This is a genomic window from Companilactobacillus muriivasis (genome assembly GCF_036246245.1).
In the GTDB taxonomy this organism is placed as follows: Bacteria; Bacillota; Bacilli; order Lactobacillales; family Lactobacillaceae; genus Companilactobacillus; species Companilactobacillus muriivasis.
On the sequence record NZ_BTTQ01000016.1, the window covers coordinates 1 to 18582 of the forward strand.

Consider the following 18582-nt stretch of genomic DNA (forward strand, 5'->3'; position numbering starts at 1 on the left):
CTTTTTAAAATAATTTTTCTAACAATCTATCAAACAAATGATAAATTGTTAGGAGTCATCTAACAGACAACTTAATTATCATATCGAAGTTACAAGACCAAGTCAAGAACTTTTTTAAAATAATTAAAGGCGAATCGGATAAGCAATTAAGCTTGAATCCGTTGACGCCGTTGTCATCTGTCGCAACAACAAGATATATATTACCAATTAGATTAAGTGTGCGCAACCCTTTTTTACAAAAAAGTTGAATTTTTTTCATTTTTCTCTGAAATCTGCTTTAAAGCGGCCTTTACCCAGGCATCTTTATGCATTGCAATGGTCTTATAGCCTATCTTATTGCGATAATCTGTCCAGAAATGCTTGTGTAAAATGGGTCTTCCTATCTTCTCTGGCTGCAATGCTCGCATTGATAAACTTATCTGTTGATTGTATTCATCAATACCCATTACAATTACATTAACCTTATCTCCGACTTTGTACTTACTATTAAGATCAGATACAAAGCCATGTTTCAATTCCGATATATGGATTAAGCCTTGATACTCATCATCTAGCTTTACAAAAACTCCATATGATTGAATACCAGAGATGGTTCCAGTTAGTTTATCTCCAATTCGCATTAGCTTTCCTCCCGATTTGAATTTTAAATGTGTAACAATGTATCTATAGATTATATAACAGAAAATGGTGACTAAGATTATGAATGACAAAATTTATGACATTTCAATTATCGGCGGTGGTCCTGCTGGTATGTTTGCAGCCTACTTCGCCCGTATGCGAAATTTAAAGGTAGCTTTAATAGAAAGTTTACCAAAATTGGGCGGTCAACCGGAAACACTTTATGCTCAGAAACATATATACGATGTGGCTGCACTCCCTAAGATATCCGGTACTGACTTAACCAAACAGCTTAACGAACAATTGGACATTATGAACTGTGATCAATACCTTAATACATCTGTTTCTTCTATAGATAGAAAAGATGACATTTGGGAACTGACTACTAATAATGAAACCATCTATACTAAAGCTATTATTATTGCTATCGGTAATGGTGCTTTCAAACCTCGTAAGTTAACTTTCGACTATGATCCTACTATAGAAGAAAACAATCTCGATTACTTCGTCAATAGTATTGAATCTTTCAAGAATAAAGATGTCATAGTTGCTGGTGGTGGAGATTCTGCCGTTGACTGGTCGATTGACCTTTCCAACATTGCTAAACACACTTTCCTAGTTCACCGCCGCAATAAGTATCGCGCTATGGAATCAAGTGTTGCTAAGTTGGAACAATCTAGTGTTGAACAACTCAATCCATATATCATCAAAGGGCTTAACTACAACCCAGACAATCACGACAAAATTGATGTTACATTAAAAATGATTAAGTCAGATGAAATTAAAGTCGTGACTGCAGATAAACTACTGGTCAATTATGGCTTCGTGTCTGACTCCAAGATACTTCATGACTGGAACGTTGAATTAAATGGCCCGTTCATCAAAGTATCCCAAGAAATGGAAACCAATTTACCAAATGTCTTTGCTATCGGCGACATCGTAACTTACCCTGGAAAGTTGCAATTGATTGCCACAGCCTTTGCTGAAGGTCCGATTGCAGTGACAAAAGCCTTGCGTAACCTTTACCCAGACAAGAACTACTTCGAACACAGTACTTCTATTTTCGAGAAATAATCTTTAATTTCCATTAATTTTAAAGTTATTTTAAGTTATGCTGGTATAATGAAGTTTAATTTGAATTCTGGAGTTGATTGATTGAGTTACATAATGGGTTTGGTTGATTTTATCTTGCACATTGATCACCACATGGTCAATATCGTAAATAATTTCGGCTTGTGGACATATTTAATACTATTTCTGATTATCTTTATTGAAACCGGAGTTGTTATCCTACCATTTCTACCCGGAGATTCTCTAATCTTTGCGGCAATGGCATTAGCTGCTAATCCTAAATATGGATTGATTTCTTGGTTGATGTTCCTGATTTTCCTAGCTGCTGCTGTTTTAGGAGATTCATTGAACTATGAAATTGGTGAACATTTTGGGGAATACGCGACGAGGAATAAATACCTCGGCAAACTTATCAATAAAGATCACTTGGACGAAGCGCATCATTTCTTTGAAAAACATGGTGGTAAAACAATCGCCATTGGACGTTTCATCCCTTTAATTAGAACTTTCGTACCATTCGTTGCTGGTAGTGGAACAATGCATTACGGAACATTCTTGAAATTCAATTTCATCGGTGCTTTCTTATGGGTATTAGTTTGTTCGGCTGCTGGTCACCTTTTCGGTAACATTCCAGTTGTGCAAGATCACTTCTCGATGATTATCATTGGTATCGTGATTGTTTCATTAGTTCCTATCTTAATCACAGCTATCAAAAATAGAAAAAAGAAAGAAGCTTAGGAATTTGTCCTAGGCTTTTTTGTTTGCCATCTCTAGGAGTAAGAATATTTTACCTGCCATGCGAACCGGATCGAGCCACACCCACAGCGAGTGAATAATCTCACTCCTTCCGACTAATTTAATTATATTGATATATAACCCCACAATTTTATTATAAAACGTCTTTGCATCCCTTTAACTATGCTTATCTTTTGACCGTCATATATTGAAAAAAACAAAAACAGTAATCCTTATCAAAATAGGATTACTGTTTTTAGTTGTTCTTAATAATAGTTAATTTCTAACCTTTTTCTGTCTAGATTTCCAAAAGTTCAGTCCTTCAAAAATTACGAAGAATAGGACAAAACACTGTGTAAAGAAGTCTTCTGGCAAGATATTGATTACTGGGTCCTTATTTGGATCAAATAACCAATCACTATTGCGAAAGAGTACTTCATGGAAAATCACAAAAAATTCATCAAAATTCAGCAACATTAAAATTGCCAAAACTATTCCAAAGATACCAATCCACAAAAAGATTCGATTGAATAGTGCACGAATCTTATGAAACTTAGCTACTATAATACCGCTAATAATAAAGACTCCAAAATTCAATAAGAAAAGCTTTTTACAGTCGAGAAAATGCAGCCGACCAGCTGCTGAGGAACCGAAGTCACTCAAATGCCAGTGCCAATTGAATGGATTTATCAAATAATCCATCATCTGCATATAGTTTTTCATAATCGTGCCGTACTTCATCTCGACAATTTGGTCTAGATTGTAATGCTTAATATCAAACGCAAACAGCGGATAACTGGCAAAGATAGTTACCGTAATAGCTGCTGTTAACAAAAAGAATGCTAATGCAACAGTGTACAAAAGATCCTTTTGTGAGTTAGACATCCCATTGATCCAGACTTTCTACCTGATGAGTTGGCTTGATTGGCGCATTATCGATATCTTCGTGTGTGCTGACACCAGTATTTACCCAAAGAGTATCGACACCAGCGTTGATTCCGCACTTAATATCAGTATTGTAGTTATCGCCGACCATGACAGCCTTCTTAGGATCAAAATTACGAGCTTTGGCAGCAAAGTCAATAATGTCACGTTCTGGTTTACCAATATAGTGAGCCTTTTGTTGAGTTGAAGTTTCAACTAGTGAAATTACGGAACCAGCGCCAGGCACAAGTCCACGTTCATTAGGCAAGTTAGTATCGGCATTAGTTCCAATAAAGAAGGCCCCACGCTTGATTGCTAGGGTTGCTAACTCAAATTTATGATACGTAACGTCATAGTCCAATCCGACAATAACAACATCGGGATCGACCTCATTTAACTTGATACCTGTACTAAAGACAGCACTCTTCAAACCGTATTCACCGATTACATAAGCACTGTGATTTTCTATATCGTCACCAAACATATTTTGAATATAAGCTGCAGTAGCTAATGATGGTGTCAAAACTTGCTCAGCCTTAGCTGTAATTTGATGATTGTTCATTAAATTATCAGCCACTTGTTGAGGGGTTTTGGTTGTATTGTTCGTTAAGTAGTAATAATTGATTCCCGCATTGTTTAAGTTGTCGATGAAAACCTTAGCTTCAGGAATCTTGTCCTTACCGCGATACATTGTTCCATCTAAATCAATTAAATATGTTTGATACTTCATTTATTCTTCTCACCTATTTTTCTAATTTTAAAAGTCTTCTTGGCCGAAGTAGTCTTCTTAGTACTATTCGTTCGACGTTTGGAAACCTTATTTTTCTTATGTTGATTATTATGTGGCTTGTTAGGCTTAATTTCTGCCTTAGTATGCGTCTTTCTAGTCCGGAATTTATGCGTAGTATTCGTATTATGACCGTTAGCGTTTCTTCCATTAGTACTGTGGTTATTACTATGGCTGTTAGTACCATGACTATTATTTTTACGATGATTGTTTCTCAATGGCGCTTTCTTGACCTTTTCCAAGACAAAATAAGCACAACCAAAATTACAATACTCCAACAAATAATCTTCCAAATGAGAAATACGGTTTTCTAACGTACTTTCATTTCGTTCGTCTTCGTAAAATCCTTTAAAGCGCAACTGATCGTAACCCCAGTCGCCAACAATATAATCATATTTTTCAAGAACATTGTTATAACGTTCTTCAATTCTTTCTTCACTAAAACCATTATCATGGTCTTCTACTATTCGATATTGCGTTTTGTCGATTGAAATCAAATTATCATCTAGTTTGATTACATCGACTAATTTAGTAGTAGCGGTGTTATCCTCAATTTCCTGCAAGTAATCACCTCAAATCGGATATTTTTTGCTTAAGTAATCACCGAATACGCCCCGCAAAAAGTCGGGATACATAATTTCATTGTCACCTGAAATCTCAATTGATGGGAAATAAGGTACAAATAAGTAGTGATCCAACAAAGCTAAAGTATACTCTTGATTTTTATCTAATTCTGCACCGTTTATATAAACATTGCGTTTGCTGTCAATCTCAATGCCACGATAAACTAGTTCGCCAAATATCTTACCACGAAAACCCATTCCTTTTTGCATATGATTACGTAAATACATACGATTCTTTTCCATTTCCATCACTAAACGCCAAACGTTGTCGCCGGTCATGGTTGTTTTCATAACGTGAATTGCGTGAGGTAAGACATCATGTAAGTTTTTCTCAGTCACAATACCCTTTGGCAAATCTTCCAAGAATAGTCCAGAACTCAAAACTGCCACATCAGTCTGGGCATAATCCTGCACTGCATTCAGCGCCTCTTGCATAATGGAATGCTTAGCTTGATAATCGACACTCAAAGTTTCTGGCAAATTAGCAACCTGCTTTTGGTCTAACAAAGTTTCACCCTTGTCGAATTGGTGCTTTATCCAAGTTGCATCTTCTGGTTGTTCCGCCAAAGTTGATGCTGCAACTGTAAAAGCTGATTTAGCCGTAACTTTCTTCTGGTCATCAAGTTCCATATTAATGGTTCCGACATTTTGACCATACTTACCGGCAGCTGCTAATAACACTCCATTATCCATTTCACCTTTTGGAAATAGATGATGCGTGTGAGCTCCGATGATGACATCAATTTCAGGATGCTTCTTGGCAATCAGACGATCCATCGACACACCTAAATGTGATAGCAAAATTATGACATCGCAATCTTTAACCAATTCCAAAGACTTTGGCAACATTTCTTGAATCAATCTGATGTCCCAATTCAGCAGTGGATACGTCAAAATATATGGTGCCGTCAAACCCATGACACCAATCGTTGTACCCTTCTTAGTTGTAAATATCTTAGCCGGTTCTGCAAAGTCAGCCAAACGGTTTGGTTCTTTTTCGTAGAGATTATTTAAAATAACGGGAAAATTAGCATGGTCGTACAAATGTTCCAAATGCTCATGACTATTCCCTAAACCTTCATTATTACCAATTGTAGCCGCATCATAATGCAGTGGATTCATCCACTCGATATTAGCTTGACCATTGGTAGCCTCACTCAAAGGATGAGCGCGGTCCATGGCATCCCCAATATCGAACAAATAGAAATCATCAGCCTGACTATTTTGACGTGATTGGTTGATGAAACGTTCAAGTCGTGGAAAGTTTTCGAAGTGAGAATGTAAATCATTCGTATGAACTATCTGAATTTTTTCCATAATATCCTACTTTCTCTGTAATATTTCCGTATGTAGTTAAATATGCCGTCTACAGAGCTGGAAAATATTCTCAAGCTGTGTGGAACGGTCCGAGCCAAAGAACGGTCTCGAACCTCGGTTTGAAGCCTTGACATAGTTCGTCAAGTCTCCAAACACGTCCGGTGGTATAAGTACGGGAGGAGCCTCCCGTACTTATACCACTTCCACGGCACACAAATATTTTCCAGCTCTTCCGACTAGTTAATCGGTAATAATGAAATGTAAGTTTATATAAAAACATTTACATTCAAATCGTTTTAGTCGATGAGATATTTGTAACAGGCCATCATCTAGCATCATGTTGTAATCTGGCCATATCCTTTTGCTTCTTAGCATACATTTCCAAAATTTCTTCACCACGTAAAGGTGAACCCCATGGCAAATCTTCTGACAAATAATCACGTTCAGGCGCATCGACACCGACATTGATATTTTCAGCAATTGGCACCGCATAATGGTGGATGTGTCCGTGCAAATTGATGATCTTATCGACTTTTCCCAAAAGCATTGGATAGTGGGTGCAATAGAATTGATGATGATCAAACTTCAACAATGACCCGACATCCTCAAATTCAAATCTAGGTTTGCCATCGGACATTGTTTCATTGTGCTTATCCAAAAATTTAAAGAGTGAACGATAATCGTGATTACCTTTGATCAGAGTCATATGCCCATTCAATTGGCGCAACATATCATAAGTTTCCTCATCGGTTGGCGTATTCTGTGGGCGCATCGAAATATCACCCAAATGATAAACTCGGTCATTTTCATCAACACGAGCATTCCAAGTATCAATCATCGCCTGATTCATTTCATCAACGTTACCGAAGTGACGTGGTGCAAAATTATTAGGCTCTAATAATTGATAATGATAAAAATGTGTATCAGCTATAAAATAATTCATTATTCAGCGTTATCTTCCTTTGAAATTATTCGGTTAGCTTTTAAGATTTCATTGAATGCATCCCGAACTTTACCCTCAGGTTTCTTGTATTCAACCCATTCTTTTAAATTCATTGGTGGAACTGTATAATTTGCGTTGACGTAATCCTCGTAGACAGAAACCGCTGAAGAGTGTGGAATGTTAAGTTTCAAAATTCTAACTTCTTTAATCATACCAAGTTCGGCAGCCTTTTCTGCACGACCATTCATAACGATATCAGCAAGTTCATAATACTTAGTACCATCATTACGAGTAATTTGTTCAATTATATCTAACGTCTGTTTCTCATTGTCCATTCTTAATACCTCACATCTTGCCGTCTCCAGAGCAGAGAGTATTTCGCCTGCTGTGCGACCGGTGCGAGCCAATGTCTCGCGCCTCGATTTTGAGCTTTGCAAAAACCGCAAATCTCAAAATACGTCGGTGGTGTAATGGCTAAAGCCATAACGCCACTCCCACTGCTGGTGAATACTCTCAGCTCTTCCGACTAATTTGTTTCCTTCATTTATATTAATAATAATCATTCAGTGCTGTTTTAATATATACTGAATAGATTACAATTGCTTCCAATAAAACAATATTCATATCTATTTTAGTCCTTCTGGAATAACAACTGTAATTATTGGTAAATTTAGAATATTGGCAATAAAACCAACACCACTTACTATTTTAGATACATATACTAATATCAAGTACAAACTTAAAGTCCAAAATACACTAGCCTCCGGTCGTCAGGAATATAGTACGCTGTGGAGGTGGCGTTAGAGCTTTAGCTCTTACACCACAGGGCGAGTTTTGAGATTCGCGTACTTTGCGAAGCTCAAAATCGAGGTTCGAGACCGCACTTTGGCTCGAACCGGTCCTCATAGCGGACTATATTCCTGGCGACCAGAGGCGGCCTAAACAACAGCCTTACTACAGTATATAATATCTAAAAACTTAGGGAGTTAATTATGATTTCAAAAAGTTTCAATCTTTTAAAAATATCACTAGCATTATTTATTTTTATCTTTGCTAGTGGTTTCACCGTCATTGGTCACCGTGGCGATCCAATCAATGCTCCCGAAGAAACATTTGAGAGTTTTGATAAAGCTTTCTCTGAAGGTGCCGATTATGTTGAACTCGATTTGCACGTTTCTAAAGATAATGTCTTAGTTGTTTCTCATGACCGAGACCTTGAGCGTGTTACTGGTACTTCAGAAATTGTATCGCAACACAACTTCTCTGAACTAGCTCAGTTGAATCAGAAAAATGGCGAGCCTATTCATAGTTTGAACCAAGTCTTTGAACATTACAAAAACAATCCTAAGGCTAAATTTTTGATTGAAACTAAAAAGACTAAAAAAGGTAATCCACAAAATATGGAAGCCTTGCTCAAACAAGTTATCGATACTTATGGCATGCAAGGGCGTGTTATGTTCCACTCCTTCTCAACTAAGAGTTTGGAAAATGAAGCTCAACTGATGCCTGATATCCCTCGGATTTTCATTGCTGGTACAACTAAACGAATCAATTTCGATATTTTGCAATACGTTACTGGCGTTAATGTGTCATCTAATATTGTTACGCCACAAATTATTGATACGATGCATTTCATGGGTAAGAGCATTTACGTTTGGGATGAAATGAATGAGAGTCCTAAGAAGTGGAATACGCTGATTAATATGCCAATTGATGGTGTGGTCACCAACTACCCTGCTACTGGTAACGAATATCGTCAGCTCAAGGATCAGTCGAAATCTGAAGCACTCAATCAGAATGTCTATTACATGAGCAGTCAAAAAGAAACTATTTATGAAAATCCTTATCGTTTAATTAAAACTGGCAAAACCGTCAATCCACTTGATGGCTATCACATCACTAATATTATTAAATTTAATGGCGAAAAATATGTTCAACTTGGCGAAAATAAATTTGCTAACGCGACTGGCTTTAACTCTGAATATGCCTTGCGTGATTTGCGTCAGTATTTTGGTGCTAAAGTAGTCTTTCGTAATCAACAGCCAGATAACTTCCTATATAGTGATCCGACCGATTCAAATTCAATCGTCAATCGTTTAGAAGCCAACAAGCCTCAACGTATCATTACGATTCAAAAGTATGGTACACAAACTTGGCTCAAGTTAAAAAATGGCTGGATCAACGCTCATAATGTTTTGATTCAACTGAATCCTGAATCATATTTTGGAAATAATTCATTGGACAGTTATCAAGACTTACCTCGTGGTCAAAGAATCAAAAATATTGATTTATTACAGGATTTTGCAAACTTTAAACCAATTAGCGACCAAAGTTTAAAAAACGCCAGTTTAATCCGAGAAATCAACAACTTTTATATTAATTTCTCGGTTAATAATGACAACGATTCCATAAATAAAATTTAGGTAGATTAGCCTTTAAGGTCAACCTTTGGTAAAATATAAAAAACTCGTGTGGAGGTCAAAGATATATGTCTATAGATTGGGAAAAGGAAGTTTCACATCGTTCAGATGAACTGATAAATGATCTTTCTGAATTAGTAAGTATTGATAGTTCTAGAGATACAGAACACAAGACTAGCGATTATCCACTAGGACCTGGACCAGCAAAAGCTCTACAAACATTTTTACACTTTGCAGATCGTGATGGTTTCGCAACTAAAAACGTCGACAATCTTGCCGGAAGAATTGAACTTGGGGATAGTGACGATGCCATCGCTATTTTAGCTCACGTGGACGTTGTGCCTGAAGGACCAGGTTGGAACACTAACCCATTTGAACCAGTTATCAAAGATGGTAACTTTTATGCTCGTGGTGCTTCAGATGATAAAGGACCTAGTTTAGCTGCCTACTACGCTATGAAAATCATCAAGGAACTTAACTTACCTACAAGCAAGAATGCCCAATTGATTTTAGGAACTGACGAAGAGAGCGAATGGGTCGGTATGAACCACTACATGGAAAAGGAAACTTTACCAGAAACTGGTTTCTCACCTGACGCTGAATTCCCTGCTATCAACGGTGAAAAAGGAATCGTCTCATTCAGAGTTACTTTCCCAACACCAACTATTGGCTTAGTTAAAAACTTTGTTGCCGGAATCAGACCCAACATGGTTCCTCAAAATGCTGAATCAGATCTTGATTTGACTAAAGTTTCTGTTGAAGATGTTAAAGCTAACCTTAACGACTTCTTAGCAGCAAATCCTGAAATCAAAGGTAGTGTAACTGTTACAGACGACATTGCCTCAGTTAAGATTATTGGTAAAGGCGCTCATGCCATGGAACCATACAATGGTATCAATGCCGCAACTTACCTAGCTAAATTCCTAACTGCCTTTGACTTGAATGATAGTGAAAAACTTTACTTCTCATTTATTGCCAATGACTTACACTTAGATTTTGCCGGCAAACACTTAGGTATTGCCAACAAAGATGATGTCATGGGTGAATTAACACTCTCACCTAACATTTATGAATACAATGCTGACAAAGCTAACATCTTGTTAAATATCCGTTATCCAAAAGGTGACACAGGCGACACATTGACTGACAAGATTAACAAAGCCTTACCAGAAAATGTTTCCGCCGCTATTGAAGGACACAACCAATTACCACACTTTGTTGCTGCAGATGATCCATTGGTTCAAGCACTTGTCGGAGCCTACCGTGATCACACAGATGACGACACCGAACCATTTACAGTCGGTGGTGGTACTTATGGACGTATCCTAAAACATGGTATTGCCTACGGTGCAATGTTCCCTGGTGACGAAAATGTCATGCACCAACCTAACGAATATATTAATCTCGATAAGCTAATGAAGTCGACTGCTATTTATGCAGATGCCATTTACCGTTTGATTAAGTAGTAGTTTTATTGAAGTATTCCGTTTCCAGAGCTGAGAGTATTCATTCTGCTGCGCGGCACTGTTCGAGCCACAGTACGGTCTCGAACCTCGGTTGAAGCCTTTCCAAAGACCGGAAAGTCTCCAACTCGTCCGGTGGTGTAATTGCTAAAGCAATAACGCCACTTTCGCTGCAGATGAATACTCTCAGCTCTTCCAACTAGTTTGGGTTTTTATAATCAAGAATCAAACATCATCTTCTGTTTTTTTAATTAAAACTAGAATGTTTAAATATTTAAATCAACGGCTGTATGGAAGAATCTTCAACCATCAACCAATAAAAACAATGACTAAAGTATTTGTATCAAAATAAATTAAATTAGTCGGAAGGGATGAGAATATTAACCCGCTGTGGGTGTGGCGTTAGAGCTTTAGCTCTTACACCACCGGGCGAGTTTGGAGACTTGTTGAACTTTACAAGGCTTCAAACCGAGGTTCGAGACCGCACTTCGGCTCGGACCGGTCCGCATAGCAGGTTAATATTCTCATCCCTGTAGACGGCCTACAAACAGCCTTAATCAAAGAATCAAAAAGTTCTGTGGAAGTACTTTTCTACGGAACTTTTTTTGTTTTTACACTTCTAAATCGATTTTATTATATAATTACGGTATGTAACTTTTTAAGGGAGCTTATTTAAAAGTGAAAAATTTATGGAATAGCATTGTCGACAGCTTCAAAAGTATCAAGAGCTGGTCTGATTTTGCTAAGAAAGCTAATCTAACGATTGAAGTTATTCGCAGGATAATCCTTTACTCGCTCGCCGGGTTGTTGATTATTATGAGTTTAGCAATCGGTTTAGGTATGGGCTATGTTTCTGCTTTAACTAATCAAGTGGATGTACCAACCAAACATCAAATGCAAACTGAACTTCAAGATGTTAATAATTCAGCTACTTTATATTTTGCCAATGGCGAAAAAGTTGAAAGTCTCCAAAAGGACCTTGAAGGTAAGAAAATTTCCCTTTCAGAGATGTCTCCTTACTTGAAGAAAGCTATCGTCTCCACTGAAGATAGTGACTTCTACCGTCACAAAGGTGTCGTTCCAAAGTCTATTTTTAGAGCCGTAATTTCTGACGTTACTGGTATCGGTGCGCAAACTGGTGGATCAACTTTGACACAACAAACGGTTAAGATGCAGATGTTATCATCTGAAACGACTTGGAAACGTAAAGCCGTCGAAATCTTCTTAGCTATGCGTGTTGATAAATACTTCAGCAAGCAAGAGATTTTGCAAGATTATTTGAACGCCGCAACCTTTGGACGTAATAATAAGGGCCAAAATATTCAAGGTGTGCAAGCTGCCGCTCAAGGATTATTTGGTAAAAATGCCAGTGACTTGAATTTGGCCGAATCAGCCTTTATCGCTGGTTTGCCACAAAGTCCTTCAATCTATACGCCATACGATTTACGTGGTCGAGTTAAAGACGATATTAGTCTAGGCTTGAAACGTAAAGATATCGTTTTGTATAGAATGTATCGTGACAATCAAATCACCGAATCTCAATACAACGCTGCCAGCAAGTTTGATTTGAAATCTGATTTCCAAAAGCCTGCCAAATTAAGCAGCAGAGAAATCAAGTATGGCTATTTATACAACACCCTAGCTGAACAGGCACGCACAATTTTGATCAAACGTTTAGCCAAGAACGATGGTGTTAAGTACAGCGATGTCATTAAAGATGAAAATCTATACAAGAACTACTCAACACAAGCTGACAATGAATTACACAACAAGAATTACAAGATTTACAGTACCGTTGATAAGAAATTATATGAAGCGATGAACGATCAAGCCCAACAATTTAAGGGTAACTTGGGAACCGTTCACTCTGACGATGCAACTGATCCGACAACTGGTAAAGCTGTCAAAGTATCAGAACCAGTTCAAAATGGTTCGGTCTTACTTGATAACAAAACTGGTCAAGTTCTAGCATTCGTTGGTGGTGTTAACTTCAAGAAATCACAATTGAACCATGCGTTTGATACAAAACGTTCACCTGGTTCTTCGATTAAGCCATTAATCACCTTTGCACCTGCAATCGAAAATGGTTTGATTGGTTCACAAACAATGTTGGCCGATTTCAAGACTTCATTTAACAAGTATTCTCCAACTGACTATGGTGAAACTATTCAAAATCGTTTCGTCTCAGCTAGAGAAACTTTGGAAGAATCATATAATATTCCTTCAGTTAACTTATATAACTACATCAGACAACATGGTGTTCACTCTAAGAAATATATGGAGAAGATGGGGATTCACTTATCTAACAAGGAATACAACCAATTAGGTATTACCTTGGGTGGTACTGAAAATGGTGTAACTGTACTTCAACAAGCTAGTGCTTTCTCGACTTTTGCCAATAAAGGTGTCCACGTTGACCCTTACGTTGTTGCTAAAGTTTCCGATCCTGCTGGTAAGACAATTTATAAACACAAGGGTTCTAATACTCGTGTCTTCAGTAAACAAACTTCTTACATTATCAAGAACATGTTACATGGAGTCGTTACAAAAGGTACTGCCTCTGCCCTATCATACGAAGCTAACTTTAATACTAAGAACCTCTTTGGTAAAACTGGTACTTCAAATGATTATCGTGATAACTGGTTTATCGGTAGTACTCAAGGTGTCACAATGGCTTCATGGATCGGTTATGATAACTTCTATGGCAATAATTACAACCTAGCAAGTAATTCAACCGATATTAACCAAGAGCTCTGGGCGAAGATGGCTAATGCCGTATACCAAGAAGATAAGGGCGTCTTTAAGACTAAAGAAGCTTTCAATAAGCCTGAAGGTGTTAGATCTTATAAGGTTGATAAAGAAACTGGTACATACACCGGTTCGATCGGCTACAACGGTATTACAACGAAAGTTAACCAACACACGGTCAACTCCTTATTCTATAAAGGTAGTCCTAAGAATATGTCATACGATGAATTTGCTGTCGGTGGCAAGTCGAAGAATTATAAACTATTCTGGGATAATTACTTTGGTCGTAGCAATGGTTATGCTGTGGTTAAGCAGATTGGTTCAAATGACAAATCCGCTGACGAATTGGCCAATGAAAATGGTAGTGGACGTACTTCAGGATTCAGTAACAGCACTAATAGCAATGAATCATCCGAAGTCGTAACTAACAATTCTTCATCATCAACAAGCAGCAGCAATAGTCAAACCAACTCAACAACCTCAAATGGTTCATCTGAAACAGGTACTGGATCTGGATCAGGTTCAGGTGCCGGAAGTGGTTCAACATCAACCGATACTGGTGATACAGGTTCAACCGGTTCTGAAGGTGGAACATCATCTGGAACTGGCGATACAGGTACTGCTGGTGGCGGTGCTGATGCGGGTGAGACACCAGCAACCGGTGCTTAGAGAGTGGTGCAAGGGCGGTCAATTTTCGTACTTAAGTGAATTGCACGCTGATTTTGCGTGTGATTTGCTTAAATATGAAAAGCGGAAGGAGTTGCCCTGTTGGAACTCGTTTTAGAGCCACTGCAAATATACAAATAAATAAAGCCTCAAGGTCAGAACATACAAATTCAGACCTTGGGGCTTTTCTTATGATAAAATGAGAACGTTACTTTAAGATTTAAGGAGATTACTTATGTACTTCAGTCCAAGCTTTTTACAAAACACACTTTATATCGTAGCAATAATTCTAATCGCATTTATAGCTTACGTTATCAGTTACAAAATCAAACATAATATTAAAATTTGGGACAAATCATTAACATTAGCATCTATAGTCCTAGTTAACACGCTATATTCAATCTTAGGCGGCTTTATCAACCTACCCTATGAATTAAGTTCAGTTGTAACTGGTGGCCTCTCACTAGTCGCATTTGGCTATATAGTCGTAATTATCTGGGAACTACATAAACAACGTAAAACTTCCAAAAAGAAAGCTTAGAGAAAATTTCTAGGCTTTTTTTGTTGTGTACTTGCCGCCTCAGGTTGGAAAAAAGCAGTCTGCTATGGGGACCGGCGCGAGCCAAGGTCTCGCACCTCGATTTGAATCCTTGCCAAAGTTCGGCAAGTATCCAAACTCGTCCCGTGGTGTAATGGCTAAAGCCATAACGCCAACTCCATTGCGGACTGTTTTTTTCAACCTGAGGCTAGTTTTTTTCTGATGGTTCAGTTAATCTAATCATTCAGTGGATTATGAATACATATGATTACTAAACGATTCTCAATATAATACTTAACAATTTAAAGTTGAACGACAAAATTAGACATAACTCTTGTTGTAGTAACACTAATGATAATTTATTTAGACCGTCAGACGTCTTAATTAGAACATTAAATCCAATTAAAAAACAAATTAGTTGGAAGAGCTGAGAGTATTCATCCGCCGCGAAAGTGGCGTTATTGCTTTAGCAATTACACCACCGGACGTGTTGGAGACTTTTCGGACCTTGAAAAGGCCTCAACCGAGGTTCGAGACCGCACTTTGGCTCGAACCGTGCCACGCAGTAGATGAATACTCTCAGCTCTGGAAACGGCCTCCTTCAATACACGTTCAGTCTTAGAATAAAATGATTATTCTAAACACATTTTCAGATAAAAAAATCAGGTAACCCCAACAATTGAAGTTACCTGATCCATGAATTTTGAATTAATGATTGAAAATTCTAATTTAATTTCAACTACTTAGTTGAACCACGTTTAACAATGCTGTATGGCAACTTGATTGTGTTGTCATCAATTTGTTCTTGGTTCATCATCTTTGTCAAAAGACGCATAGCAACGGCACCAATATCATACAATGGTTCTTCGATTGAGCTCATCTTTGGACGAGTTACTTCACAAAGAATTGTGTCATTACTTGTTACAAGTTCAAAGTCATCGGGAACTTTAACTCCAGCTTTAACAGCTGAATTCAAAATACCTGAAGCTAGAAGATCATCTGTAACGTAAGCGGCTGTAGCACCACTACTGTGAATTGCATCCCAGATAGCTTCGCCGGCACGAACTGAATATTCAGCTTCGAATACCAAATTAGATGAGAAGTTCAAGTGAGCTTTCTTCAAAGCCTTCTTGTAACCGTCTAATCTATACTTGCCATCGATAGGATTTTCAAGACTGCCACCAACAAAGGCAACCTTCTTGTGACCATTTTGTGTTAATTGACCAACAACACTGGCAACAGCATCAGTAAAATCAATGTTTACACTGGCACTTTCATTATTTTTATCGACTGAACCAGCCAAAACGATTGGTGTCTTTGAGTTTGCTAAGATGCGCTTCAACTTTTTAGACAATTGCTTGCCCATGTAAATGAGTCCATCAACTTGCTTTGATAGCAAATTATTCAAGATTTGTTCTTCATCGCCAACTGATTCTTGCAAACTAGTTAGAATGATATTGTATTTGTACATTGAGGCAACATCATCGATACCTTTAGCTAATGATGCATAATACAAGTTAGTGATATCAGGCAAAATTACACCAATTGTTGTACTCTTTTTACTTGCTAAACCACGGGCAACAGCGTTTGGACGATAATTTAAACGATCAATTACTTCCAAAACACGCTTTCTAGTTTCTTCCTTTACATTGGCGTTACCATTGACTACACGAGAAATAGTGGCCATAGAAACGTTGGCAGCTTCGGCTACGTCATAAATTGTTACTACTTTTTTCTCCATTAATATTCACTCTCTCAAACAATATTTTCATTAATTATCTCTAATTTATCAAACATCTTTACATTTTGCAAGCGGTTTCTGTATCATTGGTATATGTTTTCACGTTTTTTCAAAAAGAAAATCATTTTCAGTGATATACTACTAATAAATATCGTCGTAAAGGAGTATTTTCATGAAGAAACAATTAATTGCACTACAAGAGTATTTAGCACAAAACGGACTTGATGCTGCATATATTTCAAGCCCCGAAGATATTAACTATTTTACTGGTTTTTACAGCGACCCAGTAGAACGTATTCTTGCACTACTCGTTTTCCCAGACAAAGACCCATTTATGTTTGCGCCACAACTTGAAGTTGAAGCTGCTAAGGATGCTGGCTGGGATAAAGATGTCTTTGGTTATCTCGATCATGAAGATCCATTTGCTTTGATGGCTGGTCATATCAAAGATGTTGCTGGCTCACCCGTCAACTGGGGTATCGAAAAGGATAATATGTCTGTTCAAAAGCTTGAAGCTTTGAGACAACAATTCCCTGACGCTAAATTCCCAGTTAACCTTTCACGTTACATGGAAAATGCCAAGCTTATCAAAACTCCAGAAGAAATTGCTGAACTAAAGGCTGCTGGTGATGAAGCTGACTTTGCTTTCTCAGTTGCTTTCAAAGCAATTAAAGAAGGCCGTACAGAACAAGAAGTCGTAGCCGAAATCGAATACGCTATGATGAAAAAAGGTGTCATGCACATGAGTTTTGACACTATCGTTCAAGCCGGAGCCAACGCTGCTAATCCACATGGCGGCCCTGAGAAGACACCAATCAAACGTGATGAATTAATCCTCTTTGACCTTGGAACAGTTCACAACGGCTATATCAGTGATTCATCAAGAACTGTAGCCTTCGGTCAACCGGATGCTAAGTCACTCGATATTTACAAAGTCGATCTTGAAGCTCAATATGCAGCAATGGATGCCGCAAAGCCTGGTATCACCGCCGCTGAACTAGATAAAGTTGCACGTGACATCATTACTAAAGCTGGTTATGGTGAATACTTCATCCACCGTCTGGGACATGGTATGGGAGCATCAGAACACGAATTTCCTTCAATCATGGAAGGCAATGACATGGAATTGAAACCAGGCATGTGCTTCTCAATCGAACCCGGAATCTACATTCCAAACGTTGCCGGAGTTAGAATTGAAGATTGTGTTTATATCACAGAAGATGGTTGCGAACCATTTACACATACAAGTAAAGAATTGCAATATATCGACTAGTGGACCGTCTCCAGAGATGAGAATATTTCACCTGCTATGCGGACCGATCCGAGCCAAATGCGGTCTCGAATCTCAGTTTGAAGCCTTACCACAGACCGGTAAGTTTCCAAACTCGCCCGGTGGTGTAATGGCTAAAGCCATAACGCCACTTCCACAGCGGGTGAATATTCTCATCTCTTCCGACTCATTGGATTTTAACTAACCATTTAGTAACATCTAAATTTTGAAGTTTCAATTACTTAAATCTAAAAAGACAAAACATTGATAATACAGTGTTTTGTCTTTTTTTCGCATAACAATATTTTAAATATTTATAACAACTAATCAAACAGGAAACAACCTAGCCGGAGTGTGACAGTAAATGCAGTCTGCAATGGAGGTGGCGTTAGGGATTTATCCCTTACACCACGGGACGAGTTTTGAGACGCGAGCTTCGGCTCAAAATCGAGGTTCGAGACCGCACTCTGGCTCGGACCGGTCCCCATAGCAGAACTGCATTTACTGTCACACGGAGGCGGCCCCCAAATAAAAAAGACCTCAACTCTTATTTAAAAGTTGAAATCCTATAAATTTACAAATTAATCTTTACGAAAATTTCAATAACAAGTTAGCCACTTGGACAAAATAAATTGAATCCAAGTGATATCAGTATTTGAAGTTTATAAATATGTCTTTAAGCGCCACAGGAACTAGCAAAGAGTTCTTGTGGCGTTTT

Annotated in this window: 15 protein-coding genes; 7 read left to right on the top strand and 8 right to left on the bottom strand. The window is 38.0% G+C overall.

What is annotated here, in order from left to right:
• Positions 1–233: 233 nt before the first annotated feature.
• Positions 234–620 carry a CvfD/Ygs/GSP13 family RNA-binding post-transcriptional regulator gene (locus tag AAA923_RS12070; RefSeq protein WP_041501565.1) on the bottom strand — a complete coding sequence of 129 codons (387 nt, stop codon included), beginning with the start codon at positions 618–620 and terminating at the stop codon, positions 234–236.
• Positions 621–699: 79 nt separating this feature from the next.
• Here AAA923_RS12070 and AAA923_RS12075 point away from each other — a divergent pair, with 79 nt between their 5' ends.
• Positions 700–1692, top strand: a complete 993-nt coding sequence (locus AAA923_RS12075) for an NAD(P)/FAD-dependent oxidoreductase (RefSeq protein ID WP_338217442.1) — start codon at positions 700–702, stop codon at positions 1690–1692.
• A 93-nt stretch (positions 1693–1785) separates the two neighbouring features.
• Positions 1786–2427: a DedA family protein gene (locus tag AAA923_RS12080; RefSeq protein WP_338217468.1), complete on the top strand. Its 642-nt coding sequence runs from the start codon at positions 1786–1788 to the stop codon at positions 2425–2427.
• 273 nt (positions 2428–2700) lie between these two features.
• Here AAA923_RS12080 and AAA923_RS12085 read toward each other — a convergent pair whose 3' ends face one another.
• The 6 genes from AAA923_RS12085 to AAA923_RS12110 form a co-directional block, all read right to left on the bottom strand.
• A complete protein-coding gene (locus AAA923_RS12085) occupies positions 2701–3309 on the bottom strand; it encodes a TIGR01906 family membrane protein (RefSeq protein ID WP_338217444.1) in 609 nt (202 codons plus the stop codon).
• A complete protein-coding gene (locus AAA923_RS12090) occupies positions 3302–4078 on the bottom strand; it encodes a TIGR01457 family HAD-type hydrolase (protein WP_338217446.1) in 777 nt (258 codons plus the stop codon). The genes AAA923_RS12085 and AAA923_RS12090 overlap by 8 nt, the downstream gene beginning before the upstream one ends.
• On the bottom strand, positions 4075–4698 hold the full coding sequence (locus AAA923_RS12095; protein ID WP_338217448.1) for a YutD family protein: 624 nt from the start codon (positions 4696–4698) through the stop codon (positions 4075–4077). The genes AAA923_RS12090 and AAA923_RS12095 overlap by 4 nt, the downstream gene beginning before the upstream one ends.
• A gap of 9 nt (positions 4699–4707) precedes the next feature.
• Complete coding sequence (locus AAA923_RS12100) at positions 4708–6075, bottom strand: bifunctional metallophosphatase/5'-nucleotidase (RefSeq protein WP_338217450.1); 1368 nt, start codon at positions 6073–6075, stop codon at positions 4708–4710.
• A gap of 325 nt (positions 6076–6400) precedes the next feature.
• Entirely contained in the window at positions 6401–7018 is a 618-nt protein-coding gene (locus tag AAA923_RS12105; RefSeq protein ID WP_338217452.1) for a metallophosphatase, read from the bottom strand.
• A complete protein-coding gene (locus AAA923_RS12110) occupies positions 7018–7353 on the bottom strand; it encodes a hypothetical protein (protein WP_338217454.1) in 336 nt (111 codons plus the stop codon). Before AAA923_RS12110 ends, AAA923_RS12105 begins: the two co-directional genes overlap by 1 nt.
• A 657-nt stretch (positions 7354–8010) precedes the next feature.
• Here AAA923_RS12110 and AAA923_RS12115 point away from each other — a divergent pair.
• The 4 genes from AAA923_RS12115 to AAA923_RS12130 all read left to right on the top strand — a co-directional run bounded on the left by AAA923_RS12115 (position 8011) and on the right by AAA923_RS12130 (position 14856).
• Entirely contained in the window at positions 8011–9441 is a 1431-nt protein-coding gene (locus AAA923_RS12115) for a glycerophosphodiester phosphodiesterase (RefSeq protein WP_338217456.1), read from the top strand.
• Between the two features lie 65 nt (positions 9442–9506).
• Complete coding sequence (gene pepV, locus AAA923_RS12120) at positions 9507–10904, top strand: dipeptidase PepV (RefSeq protein ID WP_338217458.1); 1398 nt, start codon at positions 9507–9509, stop codon at positions 10902–10904.
• Between the two features lie 675 nt (positions 10905–11579).
• The gene (locus AAA923_RS12125) at positions 11580–14318 is read left to right on the top strand and encodes a transglycosylase domain-containing protein (protein WP_338217460.1); all 2739 of its coding nucleotides are present in this window, start codon (positions 11580–11582) and stop codon (positions 14316–14318) included.
• A 232-nt stretch (positions 14319–14550) separates the two neighbouring features.
• Complete coding sequence (locus tag AAA923_RS12130) at positions 14551–14856, top strand: hypothetical protein (RefSeq protein ID WP_338217462.1); 306 nt, start codon at positions 14551–14553, stop codon at positions 14854–14856.
• Positions 14857–15592: 736 nt separating this feature from the next.
• On the opposite strand, the gene ccpA is transcribed toward AAA923_RS12130, so the two are convergent.
• Positions 15593–16594 carry a catabolite control protein A gene (gene ccpA, locus AAA923_RS12135; RefSeq protein WP_338217464.1) on the bottom strand — a complete coding sequence of 334 codons (1002 nt, stop codon included), beginning with the start codon at positions 16592–16594 and terminating at the stop codon, positions 15593–15595.
• 172 nt (positions 16595–16766) lie between these two features.
• On the opposite strand from ccpA, the gene AAA923_RS12140 reads away from it, so the two are divergent.
• Positions 16767–17867, top strand: coding sequence for a M24 family metallopeptidase (locus AAA923_RS12140; RefSeq protein ID WP_338217466.1), 1101 nt, complete (start codon positions 16767–16769; stop codon positions 17865–17867).
• Positions 17868–18582 lie beyond the last annotated feature (715 nt).

Coding starts and splice junctions, on each gene's coding strand:
- AAA923_RS12140 (WP_338217466.1), top strand. CDS start 16,767: ATGAAGAAACAATTAATTGCACTACAAGAGTATTTAGCACAAAACGGA.
- AAA923_RS12075 (WP_338217442.1), top strand. CDS start 700: ATGAATGACAAAATTTATGACATTTCAATTATCGGCGGTGGTCCTGCT.
- AAA923_RS12115 (WP_338217456.1), top strand. CDS start 8,011: ATGATTTCAAAAAGTTTCAATCTTTTAAAAATATCACTAGCATTATTT.
- AAA923_RS12080 (WP_338217468.1), top strand. CDS start 1,786: ATGGGTTTGGTTGATTTTATCTTGCACATTGATCACCACATGGTCAAT.
- ccpA (WP_338217464.1), bottom strand. CDS start 16,594: ATGGAGAAAAAAGTAGTAACAATTTATGACGTAGCCGAAGCTGCCAAC.
- pepV (WP_338217458.1), top strand. CDS start 9,507: ATGTCTATAGATTGGGAAAAGGAAGTTTCACATCGTTCAGATGAACTG.
- AAA923_RS12085 (WP_338217444.1), bottom strand. CDS start 3,309: ATGTCTAACTCACAAAAGGATCTTTTGTACACTGTTGCATTAGCATTC.
- AAA923_RS12070 (WP_041501565.1), bottom strand. CDS start 620: ATGCGAATTGGAGATAAACTAACTGGAACCATCTCTGGTATTCAATCA.
- AAA923_RS12110 (WP_338217454.1), bottom strand. CDS start 7,353: ATGGACAATGAGAAACAGACGTTAGATATAATTGAACAAATTACTCGT.
- AAA923_RS12090 (WP_338217446.1), bottom strand. CDS start 4,078: ATGAAGTATCAAACATATTTAATTGATTTAGATGGAACAATGTATCGC.
- AAA923_RS12130 (WP_338217462.1), top strand. CDS start 14,551: ATGTACTTCAGTCCAAGCTTTTTACAAAACACACTTTATATCGTAGCA.
- AAA923_RS12100 (WP_338217450.1), bottom strand. CDS start 6,075: ATGGAAAAAATTCAGATAGTTCATACGAATGATTTACATTCTCACTTC.
- AAA923_RS12105 (WP_338217452.1), bottom strand. CDS start 7,018: ATGAATTATTTTATAGCTGATACACATTTTTATCATTATCAATTATTA.